We start from the raw sequence: 11,836 nt of genomic DNA on the forward strand, positions 1-11,836 counted from the left end.
TGGTTGTTCAAATAATCACCAATTGCCTTGCGCCTCTCTTGTCCCTTCTCTACAATTGCGCCCCTTGCTGTGACGGCAGGCACGCATGTGTCTATCGCAAGCAAGTCCATAAGTGTCATTCACTCCTTGTCTGACCGCTTTTGAGCGGCAGGCTACAACCCGTAAGGAGCATTCATGCGTCATTACGAAATCATCTTTTTGGTCCACCCGGATCAAAGCGAGCAAGTCGGCGGCATGGTTGAGCGTTACACCAAGCTGATCGAAGAAGACGGCGGCAAAATCCACCGTCTGGAAGATTGGGGCCGTCGTCAACTGGCCTACGCAATCAACAATGTTCACAAGGCTCACTACGTGATGCTGAACGTTGAGTGCACTGGCAAGGCCCTGGCCGAGCTGGAAGACAACTTCCGCTACAACGATGCAGTGATCCGTAACCTGGTCATCCGTCGCGAAGAAGCCGTTACCGGCCAATCCGAGATGCTCAAGGCTGAAGAAAACCGCAGTGAGCGCCGTGAGCGTCGCGACCGTCCTGAGCACTCCGACGCCGAAGGCGTTGATGGTGATGACAGCGACGCCAGCGATAACGCTGACGAGTAATCCACGGACCTTTTGAGGAGCCTATTACATGGCACGTTTCTTCCGTCGTCGTAAATTCTGCCGCTTCACCGCTGAAGACGTGAAAGAGATCGATTACAAAGATCTCAACACTCTGAAAGCTTACGTATCCGAGACCGGCAAAATCGTTCCAAGCCGCATCACCGGTACCAAAGCTCGTTATCAGCGTCAGCTGGCCACCGCTATCAAGCGCGCCCGCTTCCTGGCCCTGCTGGCCTACACCGACAGCCACGGCCGCTGAGACCGGGCAGTCGACACGTAGCAAAGGATTGAATGCATGCGCGCCTTAGCTGAGTTCATCATGCGCGGCCGTATGCAGGCCACTCTGGTAGTGGCCGGATGCGCAACGTTGCCGTTGTTGTATTGGTTGGGTGCTGCCGCAGGATGCCTTGTGCTCCTGCGGCGCGGATTGAAGGACGCCTTGGGCGTTCTTGCTCTGGGACTGCTGCCAGCGTTGATCTGGTGGCTTTATTCCGACGACCCACGGGCACTTCTGGTGCTGCTGGGGTCTTCGAGCCTTGCGTTGGTTTTGCGCGCAAGCGAGTCCTGGAACCGCGTGCTGCTGGTCAGCATAGCGATGGGATTGGTGTTTTCAGTGGTGCTGGGAGCGGCTTTTGCGCCCCAGATCGAGATGCTGGCGCAGGCTTTGATAAAAGTCATGCCGTCGCTACTCGGTGATGTCTACCAGCAATTGTCGGTAGACGAGCAAGCGCGTTTCGCGTCCCTGATTGCACCGGTCCTGACCGGCCTGATTGCGGCCTTGTTGCAAATCGTCAGTGTGCTGAGCCTGATTGTCGGGCGCTACTGGCAGGCGTTGTTGTACAACCCGGGTGGTTTTGGTCGCGAGTTTCGCGCCATCCGAATCCCGCTTTTACCGGCGATGTTGCTGCTGGTGTTGATGCTTCTGGGGCCTAACTTAGGCTCGCAGATGGCCATGTTGACACCGTTGTGCAGCGTACCGCTGGTGTTCGCCGGGCTGGCCCTGATTCACGGGCTGGTGGCGCAAAAGCGACTGGCCAAATTCTGGCTGGTGGGGTTGTACGTCACGCTGTTGCTGTTCATGCAACTGATCTATCCGTTGCTGGTGGTCTTGGCCATCGTCGACAGCCTGATTGATTTTCGCGGTCGTTCGGCACCGAAAGATGCCGATAACGCGAACGGTGAAGGTTAAAAGTTAAGAGGATTTTCACATGCAACTGATCCTTCTGGAAAAAGTCACCAACCTGGGCAACCTGGGTGACAAAGTGAACGTTAAGGCTGGTTACGGTCGTAACTACCTGCTGCCTTACGGCAAAGCTACCGCTGCGACCGCTGCCAACCTGGCTGCGTTCGAAGAGCGTCGCGCTGAGCTGGAAAAAGCCGCAGCAGACCGTAAAACTTCGGCTGAAAGCCGTGCCGCCCAACTGGCTGAGCTGGAAGTGACTATCACTGCCACCGCTGGTGACGAAGGCAAGCTGTTCGGTTCGATCGGCACCCACGACATCGCTGATGCACTGACCGCCTCTGGCGTTGAAGTTGCAAAAAGCGAAGTTCGTCTGCCGAACGGCACCATCCGCAACGTAGGCGAATTCGACGTAGCCGTGCACCTGCACGCCGAAGTTGAAGCCACCGTACGCGTTGTCGTGGTAGCAGCTTAAGCAGCACTTGTCGGCTGGCACCCTCGGGTGCTTGCCGGTAACATCGGGCACGATCCTGTTTACAGGTCGTGCCCTTTGTCTTTCTGCGGTTCCTGATTTTCTACAAACTAATTCCAAGTGGCCATGAACGATATTTCCGCTCCCGAGCAATACGATCTGCAAACCGCTGCCCTGAAGGTGCCGCCGCATTCCATCGAGGCCGAACAGGCTGTGCTCGGTGGTTTGATGCTGGACAACAACGCCTGGGAACGCGTGTTGGATCAAGTCTCCGACGGCGATTTCTATCGGCATGACCACCGCCTGATCTTCCGTGCGATCGCCAAGCTCGCCGACCAGAACTCCCCCATCGACGTCGTGACCCTCGCCGAGCAATTGGACAAGGAAGGTCAGACCTCGCAAGTCGGTGGTCTCGGCTACCTGGGTGAGCTGGCGAAAAACACGCCGTCCGTCGCCAACATCAAGGCCTATGCGCAAATCGTTCGTGCGCGGGCGACCTTACGGCAACTGATCGGCATCGCCACCGAAATTGCCGACAGCGCTTTCAATCCGGAAGGCCGCACGGCTGAAGAGATTCTCGACGAAGCTGAGCGGCAAATCTTCCAGATCGCCGAGGCCCGGCCAAAAACCGGCGGCCCGGTGAGTGTGAATGACCTGCTGACCAAGGCTATCGACCGCATCGATACCTTGTTCAACACCGACAACGCCATCACTGGCCTGTCCACCGGTTACACCGACCTCGACGAGAAGACCAGCGGCTTACAGCCTGCCGACCTGATCATCGTCGCCGGCCGTCCGTCCATGGGTAAAACCACCTTCGCAATGAACCTGGTGGAAAACGCCGTGTTGCGCAGCGACAAGTGCGTGCTGGTTTACTCGCTGGAGATGCCAGGCGAATCGCTGATCATGCGTATGCTGTCGTCCCTTGGGCGTATCGACCAGACCAAGGTCCGGGCCGGTCGGCTGGACGACGACGATTGGCCGCGCCTGACCTCGGCGGTCAACCTGCTGAACGATCGCAAGCTGTTCATCGACGACACGGCCGGTATCAGCCCGTCGGAGATGCGCGCGCGGACCCGGCGTCTGGTGCGTGAGCACGGCGACATCGCCCTGATCATGATCGACTACCTGCAGTTGATGCAGATTCCAGGTTCCGGTGGCGACAACCGGACCAACGAGATTTCCGAGATCTCCCGTTCCTTGAAAGCCCTCGCCAAGGAATTCAACTGCCCGGTGGTGGCGCTGTCCCAGCTCAACCGCTCCCTGGAGCAACGACCGAACAAACGCCCGATCAACTCCGACCTCCGGGAATCCGGAGCGATCGAGCAGGATGCTGACGTGATCATGTTCGTGTACCGGGATGAGGTCTATCACCCGGAAACCGAGCATAAAGGCATCGCCGAGATCATCATCGGCAAACAGCGGAACGGCCCGATCGGCACGTCACGACTGGCGTTCATCGGTAAGTACACCCGCTTCGAAAACCTGGCGCCGGGCAGCTACAATTTCGACGACGAATAAGTTGTGTTGCGCCTGAGAGGGCCCCATCGCGGGCAAGCCCGCTCCCACAAGGATCACACCGAACCTGTGGGAGGGGCTTGCCCGCGATGGGGTCGCCGTAATTTCCGACCATAGCCGTCGGAATTGGTCAAATTTTGTGCTATATTCCGCGCCCGCGAAATTCAATGAAAGCCAACACCGGTTATCGACATGCAAGCAGCCAAGCCGTTATTTGACTATCCCAAGTACTGGGCCGAATGTTTCGGGCCAGCGCCATTCCTGCCGATGAGCAGGGAGGAGATGGATCAGCTTGGCTGGGATTCCTGCGACATCATCATCGTTACCGGTGATGCCTACGTCGACCACCCGTCGTTCGGCATGGCGATCATCGGCCGACTGCTGGAGGCTCAGGGCTTCCGCGTCGGGATCATTGCCCAGCCTAACTGGCAGTCCAAAGACGACTTCATGAAGCTCGGCGAGCCGAACCTGTTCTTCGGTGTCGCGGCCGGCAACATGGACTCGATGATCAACCGCTACACCGCCGACAAAAAAATCCGTTCCGATGACGCCTACACCCCCGGTGGCCTGGCGGGCAAACGTCCGGATCGCGCGAGCCTGGTTTACAGCCAGCGCTGCAAGGAAGCCTACAAGCACGTGCCGATCGTTCTCGGTGGCATCGAAGCCTCCCTGCGCCGCATCGCCCACTACGATTACTGGCAGGACCGGGTGCGCAACTCGATCCTGATCGACGCCTGCGCCGACATCCTGCTCTACGGCAACGCCGAGCGTGCGATTGTCGAAGTCGCCCAGCGTCTGTCGTTCGGTCACAAGATCGAAGACATCACCGATGTGCGTGGTACCGCGTTCATTCGTCGTGACACGCCAAAAGACTGGTTCGAGATCGACTCCACGCGCATTGACCGTCCGGGCAAGGTCGACAAGATCATCAACCCATACGTGAACACCCAAGACACCCAGGCTTGTGCCATCGAGCAGGAAAAGGGGCCGGTTGAAGACCCGAACGAAGCGAAGGTCGTGCAATTGCTGCCGAACCCGCGCCTTACCCGCGAGAAAACGGTCATCCGTTTGCCATCGATGGAAAAAGTCCGTGGCGACTCGGTGCTCTACGCCCACGCCAACCGCGTGCTTCACCTGGAAACCAACCCGGGCAACGCCCGTGCGCTGGTGCAGAAGCATGGCGAAGTGGACGTCTGGTTCAACCCGCCTCCGATTCCCATGACCACCGAAGAAATGGACTACGTGTTCGGCATGCCTTACGCACGGGTTCCGCACCCGGCGTACGGCAAGGAAAAGATTCCTGCCTACGACATGATCCGCTTCTCGGTGAACATCATGCGCGGCTGCTTCGGCGGCTGTACGTTCTGCTCGATCACCGAGCACGAAGGCCGGATCATCCAGAACCGTTCCGAAGAGTCGATCATTCGCGAAATCGAAGAGATCCGCGACAAGGTGCCAGGCTTCACCGGAGTGATTTCCGACCTCGGCGGCCCGACCGCGAACATGTACCGCATCGCCTGCAAGAGCCCGGTCATCGAGTCCGCGTGCCGCAAGCCGTCCTGCGTGTTCCCGGGCATCTGTGAAAACCTCAACACCGATCACTCGTCGCTGATCCAGCTCTATCGCAGCGCCCGTGCCTTGCCGGGTGTGAAGAAGATCCTGATCGCGTCCGGCCTGCGTTACGACCTCGCGGTCGAGTCGCCGGAGTACGTCAAGGAACTGGTGACTCACCACGTCGGTGGTTACCTGAAGATCGCCCCGGAACACACCGAGGAAGGTCCGCTCAACCAGATGATGAAACCGGGCATCGGCAGCTATGACAAGTTCAAGCGCATGTTCGAGAAGTACACCAAGGAAGCCGGGAAAGAGCAGTACCTGATTCCGTACTTCATCGCCGCTCACCCGGGCACCACCGACGAAGACATGATGAACCTGGCCCTGTGGCTCAAGGGCAACGGTTTCCGTGCCGACCAGGTGCAGGCGTTCTACCCGTCGCCGATGGCTACCGCCACCGCGATGTACCATTCGGGCAAGAACCCGTTGCGCAAGGTCACTTACAAGAGTGACGGCGTGACCATCGTCAAGAGCGAAGAGCAGCGTCGTCTGCACAAGGCGTTCTTGCGTTATCACGACCCCAAAGGCTGGCCGATGCTGCGCGAAGCGCTGACCCGCATGGGCCGCGCCGACCTGATCGGGCCGGGCAAGAACCAGTTGATCCCGCTGCATCAGCCGGCGACCGACAGCTACCAGAGCGCCCGTCGCAAGAACTCGACACCGGCCGGCAGCCACAAAGTGGCCGGGGAAAAGACCACCAAAATCCTGACCCAGCACACCGGCCTGCCACCGCGTGCCAGTGATGGCGGTAACCCGTGGGACAAGCGTGAACAGGCCAAGGCTGCGGCATTCGCCCGCAACCAGCAGGCGGCCAAGGAGCGTAAGGACGCGGCCAAAGGCAAGGGACCCAAACCGGCCCGCAAGCCAGTCGTGCCGCGTTAAACTTCGCGCTCTATCGCAAAACGCCAGCCTCAGTGCTGGCGTTTTGTTTTCTAGCGAGGGTGTGGCCTGTTTGCTAAGGTGACGCGCACTTCAATGGCTGCCCGGGAAACTGATTTCCCTATACGACGCCAAACCCTGTGGGAGCCGGGCTCGCTCGTGATGATGGCGGCACAGGCAATAAAGATCTCTCCCCCCGATCTTCAAGGACGATTCACATGAGCAACCCCTTACCGGGCATCGGCATGGACTACAGCCCTTCCCGGTTCATGGCCCGCCAACGCATCGAAAGCCAGATCAACCTGCCACGCCTGTTTGCTGCCATCGACGCCGACCCCGGAATCGTCGGCGCGGGCGTGGTGTACATCGATGCCGAGTTCAACGTAGTGACCCTGCGCGAGTTCAAGCCGATTTGCAGTATCAAGCCCAAGCGAATCATTTTGCGCGAGGCGCAGAAGTACATTGCGCCTGCGCAATTCGCTGATCAGGTAAAGAACAACCCGCGTGAGTCTCGTTTAGTAGGGGAGGCGGTCAATACGACGTTATCCTGTGCCGGTGCCATTCTGGGCTGGATCGTGGTTTTCAGTGGCACGATTGCAGTTCCATTTACAGCAGGTGCCAGTTTGGTTGTAACAGCAATTGGAGCAACAGCTGCTGCCGCGAGTACTGCGCAGTGTGTGGTGGGAGGCATGAGGGCGTACAACGAACTCAACGACCCATCAGCCAATGATGATATGGACAGCGAGGACTGGTATCGCTATGCAATGCCGGTACTGGATGCCGCATCATTGCTGGGAGCCGGTGCGTCTACTTTAACCACCCTGAGGCTCTTGCAGGCCAGGAAGGTCTCGACCGGCAGGAGTTGGTACGAGCTTTCTAAAGGTCTGACACGCCAGCAAAGAAAGGCGTTGACCAAAGAATTGTTAACATTAAAAGACCCGAGCCTGACAAATAAATTGTTGAAGCTTCGCCAGCGTTCGGGGACGCTTGCAAAGCGTTATACGGCCACTCAAATCAACCACGCGACTGTCACTCAGATTCGCGACTCTCTGGGGGCGGCCATAGGTTTAACAGGAAGTAGCTTAGCCGGGAACCTCCGAACAATTGCTGTTGGTCTGTATGAGGAGATTGAGTAATGGATCGCAAGTATTCACTGAACGCTTTCCTTGCTCACTATTTTCCAATCTTTATCTGCGCCTTTTTTCTAGCTTGCTTTGCTCTTTCTGCTTCGATTTCATTAGTCTCAAGTACTTACTTTCGAGGAGATCCTGAACGGGGCAAGTATTCTTTTCTTCTGGCGCTGGTGTTGTCTTTGCTCTTGGCATTGAGCCATTTTGTCATGATCAGGGGACGGTCCTGGGGTGTGCGGGCCATCGTCGTGTTCTATTTGGTGTGTTTCCTCACAGTCCTTCCCACCTATGGTTATAAGCCGCATCCCGTCGCCTATGTGACTGGGTTGTTATTTCCGATGCTGGGTTTGCTACTGCTTAATAGCAAACGCCATCGAGAAATGCGCCAGAAGTTGCTTGAGTTACGTCATGAGCGTATCGCAGCAAAATCTGCCGTCGGGCTTCAGAAAAACAAGAAGGGACGCTAGATGGAGAACTATCCGTTTTTTCTCAATTTTATGAAGCGCTATTTCCCAACCTTTATCGCCGCGATCTTCGTGGCGAAAATATCGTGTTTGCTTGCTCTCTTTGCTCTTGTTGATAGCTTCTTTGTGAACGCTCCGCTGGCGGACGAAGCGAAATTTTTCGCCTTATGCACTGTGATTTGCACTGCGGTTCTGGTCCATAGCAACTTTATGGTCGTGCGCGGCAGACCTGGTTGGGTCTGGGTGTTCGCCGGGCTTTTTGTGGTCTGTCTGTTGTCTGTATTACCGACTATTGCCTATCGCCCAAATCGATTCGTTTACGCGGTAGGCCTCCTCTTTCCATTGCTAGGCCTGTTGCTACTCAACAGCAAACGCCACCGCGAAATGCGCACCCAACTGGTTGAAATCCGCCGCCAGCGAGAGTTGATCAGGCAAGCCTTCAAGGCATCGCGCCGCCGTTAAGTCGACTCGCCCATCGATCCGCCACATTTATGTGCGCCCCTGTGTGCACGAAAGCGAGCAATGCGCGCTTTTAGTGCTCTACTGCCTTGAGTAACCGAAGAAAGGGGCCGACCTGCCGGTATGGCATAAGTCTTGCGCCGCTTTCGATAACGTCCAGGCTCGCAGGAGGCACGCCGTGTCGATTCATGTCGCATTGCACCACGTCACGCATTACCGCTACGACCGCGCTGTCGAGCTCGGTCCGCAGATCGTTCGCCTGCGCCCGGCTGCCCATAGCCGCACGCGGATACTGTCCTATGCGCTGAAAGTCTCGCCCGAGCAGCATTTCATCAACTGGCAGCAGGATCCCCAGGGCAACTACCTGGCGCGGTTGGTGTTCCCGGAGAAAACCGATGAGCTGCGGATCGAGGTCGACTTGCTGGCGGAGATGGCGGTCTTCAATCCGTTCGACTTTTTCCTCGAGCCTTACGCCGAAAAGATCCCTTTCGTCTACGCCGCGGATGAGCGCAAAGAGCTGGCGCCATACCTGGAAACATTGCCCCTGACGCCGAAATTCAAGGCCTATCTGGACGGCATTGATCGCACGCCGCTACCGAGCGTGGATTTCCTGGTTGCGCTCAATCAGCGCCTCAGCGAAGACATCGGCTACCTGATTCGCATGGAACCGGGTGTACAGACCCCGGAATACACCATCGAACATGCCTCCGGCTCCTGTCGCGACTCCGCGTGGTTGCTGGTGCAATTGCTGCGCAATCTCGGCCTGGCGGCGCGTTTCGTGTCCGGTTACCTGATTCAGTTGACCGCCGATGTCAAAAGCCTCGACGGCCCCTCGGGCACCGAAGTGGACTTCACTGACCTGCACGCCTGGTGCGAGGTCTATTTGCCTGGTGCTGGCTGGATCGGCCTGGACGCAACCTCTGGGCTGTTTGCCGGTGAAGGGCACATTCCGTTGGCGTGTAGTCCTGATCCGTCCTCTGCGGCACCGATCAGTGGCTTGGTGGAACCGTGCGAGTGCGAATTTACCCACGAGATGTCCGTGGAACGGATTTGGGAAGCACCGCGGGTAACAAAACCCTACACCGAAGATCAATGGCTGGCGATTCAGGCATTGGGTCGGCAGATCGATGCCGACCTGCTCGAAGGCGATGTGCGCCTGACCATGGGCGGCGAGCCGACGTTCGTTTCCATCGATGATCCGGACGGCGCCGAATGGAATACCGCCGCGCTCGGCCCGAATAAACGTCGCCTGTCCGCCGAACTGTTCCAGCGCATGCGCAAGCATTACGCGCCCAAAGGCCTGGTGCATTTCGGTCAGGGCAAGTGGTACCCGGGCGAGCAACTGCCACGCTGGTCGCTGAACTGCTACTGGCGCCGCGATGGCGTACCGATCTGGCACAACAGCGCGCTGATCGCCGATGAGCAGGAAGACTACGGCGCCGATGGCGAGTTGGCCGGGCGTTTTCTGGCGAGTGTCGCCGAACGCTTGAAAATTCCGACACGCTTTGTGTTCCCAGCCTACGAAGACAATTTCTATTACCTCTGGCGCGAAGGCGCTTTGCCGCAGAACGTCAGCGCCGAAGACTCACGGCTGGAAGAACCTTTGGAGCGGGCGCGCCTGCGCAAAGTCTTCAGTCAGGGCCTGGACAAGGTGATCGGCCAGGTCCTGCCGCTGGCGCGCACAGCCAAGGGCGATCAGTGGCAGAGCGGTCGCTGGTATCTGCGGGAAGAGCATTGCCGATTGGTGCCGGGGGATTCGCCGCTGGGGTATCGCTTGCCACTCGGTTCGCAGCCCTGGGTGAAGGCAGCGGAGTATCCGTTCATTCATCCAGTCGACCCGAATCAGGATTTCCCTGAGCTGCCGGGCACCGACCAGCTACAGAATCACGCTCAACCGCAAACCGCCGACGAGCGTGCGCCAAAGATCGACGAGTCCGCCGACTGGCTGACCCGCACCGCCTTCTGCGCCGAAGCGCGAGAAGGCCGGTTGTACCTGTTCATGCCGCCATTGGAGCGGGTCGAGGACTATCTGGAACTGGTCGCGGCCATCGAAGCCACCGCCGAGGAGCTGCATTGCCCGGTGTTGCTGGAAGGCTATGAACCGCCGAGTGACCCGCGTCTGAGCAACTTTCGCATTACTCCAGACCCCGGCGTGATCGAGGTCAACGTCCAGCCGTCCGCCACCTGGGATGAATTGGTGGAGCGCACCGAGTTTCTTTACGAAGAGGCGCGCCAGACGCGACTGACCACCGAGAAGTTCATGATCGACGGCCGGCACACCGGGACCGGCGGCGGCAACCATTTCGTCTTGGGTGGTGCGACTCCGGCTGACTCACCATTTCTGCGCCGTCCCGATCTGCTGCGCAGCCTGATCAGTTACTGGCACAACCATCCGTCCTTGTCCTACCTGTTTTCCGGATTGTTCATCGGCCCGACGTCCCAGGCGCCGCGCGTCGATGAAGCGCGCAACGATTCGTTGTATGAGCTGGAAATCGCCTTCGCACAGATGCCGAAGCCGGGCGAGGAGTGTCCACCCTGGTTGGTGGATCGCTTGCTGCGCAATTTGCTGATCGACGTGACCGGCAACACCCACCGCGCCGAGTTTTGCATCGACAAACTCTATTCGCCGGACGGCGCCACCGGGCGCCTCGGATTACTGGAACTGCGAGCCTTTGAAATGCCGCCCCATGCGCGTATGAGCCTGGCTCAGCAATTGTTGCTGCGGGCGCTGGTGGCTCGGTTCTGGCGCGAGCCTTATGCGCCGCCGAAACTGGCGCGCTGGGGTACAGAGTTGCACGACCGGTTCCTGTTGCCGCACTTTATCGAGCAGGATTTTGCTGACGTCATCGTCGACCTCAATGCCGCCGGTTACCCCGTGCGGGCCGAGTGGTTCGCGGCGCATCTGGAATTCCGTTTCCCCAAGGTCGGCGACTACGCCGTCAGCGGCATCCAGCTGGAATTGCGTCAGGCGCTGGAGCCTTGGCATGTACTGGGCGAGGAAGGCGCTGCAGGTGGCACGGTGCGTTACGTGGATTCGTCGCTGGAGCGTTTGCAGGTCAAGCTCAGCGGTCTGCCGCCCCAGCGTTATCTACTGACCTGCAACGGCATCCCGGTGCCATTGCAACCCACGGGTCGGGTCGGTGAGTTCGTCGCCGGCGTACGCTTTCGGGCCTGGCAACCGGCCAATTGCCTGCAACCGACCATCCCGGTCCACGCGCCGCTGGTGTTCGACCTGCTCGACACCTGGATGGGGCGTTCGCTGGGCGGTTGTCAGTACCACGTCGCCCACCCGGGCGGGCGCAACTACGACAGCCTGCCGGTGAACGCCAATGAGGCCGAGAGCCGGCGGATGGCGCGTTTCTTCCGTCTCGGACACACGCCGGGGAAACTTCCTACACCGAATCTGGAAATTAACGACGAGCTGCCGATGACTCTCGATTTGCGACGTTTCTAAACCGTACGCGACGCTCGGATTTTTCGTATATCCGGGCGTCATGAGCCTGCGTTAGTCTGACCGTTCTTT

General features: G+C 58.6%; 10 protein-coding genes. All 10 read left to right on the forward strand.

Translation table 11 applies throughout. From position 1 onward, the window contains the following. Nucleotides 1-174 precede the first annotated feature (174 nt). Nucleotides 175-597: a 30S ribosomal protein S6 gene (rpsF, locus tag PMI36_RS23280; protein WP_007902678.1), complete on the forward strand. Its 423-nt coding sequence runs from the start codon at nucleotides 175-177 to the stop codon at nucleotides 595-597. 28 nt (nucleotides 598-625) lie between these two features. Beyond that, a complete protein-coding gene (gene rpsR, locus PMI36_RS23275; RefSeq protein WP_002551829.1) occupies nucleotides 626-856 on the forward strand; it encodes a 30S ribosomal protein S18 in 231 nt (76 codons plus the stop codon). A 36-nt stretch (nucleotides 857-892) separates the two neighbouring features. After that, the gene (locus PMI36_RS23270) at nucleotides 893-1,786 is read left to right on the forward strand and encodes a hypothetical protein (protein WP_007902692.1); all 894 of its coding nucleotides are present in this window, start codon (nucleotides 893-895) and stop codon (nucleotides 1,784-1,786) included. 19 nt (nucleotides 1,787-1,805) lie between these two features. Continuing rightward, nucleotides 1,806-2,252 (forward strand): 50S ribosomal protein L9, encoded by a 447-nt coding sequence (gene rplI / locus PMI36_RS23265; protein WP_003197251.1) that lies wholly within the window; start codon nucleotides 1,806-1,808, stop codon nucleotides 2,250-2,252. 123 nt (nucleotides 2,253-2,375) lie between these two features. Further along, on the forward strand, nucleotides 2,376-3,770 hold the full coding sequence (gene dnaB, locus PMI36_RS23260; RefSeq protein WP_008068885.1) for a replicative DNA helicase: 1,395 nt from the start codon (nucleotides 2,376-2,378) through the stop codon (nucleotides 3,768-3,770). A gap of 189 nt (nucleotides 3,771-3,959) precedes the next feature. Then, nucleotides 3,960-6,263, forward strand: coding sequence for a YgiQ family radical SAM protein (locus PMI36_RS23255; RefSeq protein ID WP_008068886.1), 2,304 nt, complete (start codon nucleotides 3,960-3,962; stop codon nucleotides 6,261-6,263). 215 nt (nucleotides 6,264-6,478) lie between these two features. Continuing rightward, on the forward strand, nucleotides 6,479-7,396 hold the full coding sequence (locus tag PMI36_RS23250; protein WP_008068887.1) for a hypothetical protein: 918 nt from the start codon (nucleotides 6,479-6,481) through the stop codon (nucleotides 7,394-7,396). After that, nucleotides 7,396-7,857 (forward strand): hypothetical protein, encoded by a 462-nt coding sequence (locus PMI36_RS23245; RefSeq protein ID WP_008068888.1) that lies wholly within the window; start codon nucleotides 7,396-7,398, stop codon nucleotides 7,855-7,857. Before PMI36_RS23250 ends, PMI36_RS23245 begins: the two co-directional genes overlap by 1 nt. Further along, nucleotides 7,858-8,316 (forward strand): hypothetical protein, encoded by a 459-nt coding sequence (locus PMI36_RS23240; RefSeq protein WP_008068889.1) that lies wholly within the window; start codon nucleotides 7,858-7,860, stop codon nucleotides 8,314-8,316. Nucleotides 8,317-8,491: 175 nt separating this feature from the next. Next, nucleotides 8,492-11,767 carry a transglutaminase family protein gene (locus PMI36_RS23235; protein ID WP_008068891.1) on the forward strand — a complete coding sequence of 1,092 codons (3,276 nt, stop codon included), beginning with the start codon at nucleotides 8,492-8,494 and terminating at the stop codon, nucleotides 11,765-11,767. Nucleotides 11,768-11,836 lie beyond the last annotated feature (69 nt).

Source organism: Pseudomonas sp. GM79 (genome assembly GCF_000282495.1).
Taxonomy (GTDB): Bacteria; Pseudomonadota; Gammaproteobacteria; order Pseudomonadales; family Pseudomonadaceae; genus Aquipseudomonas.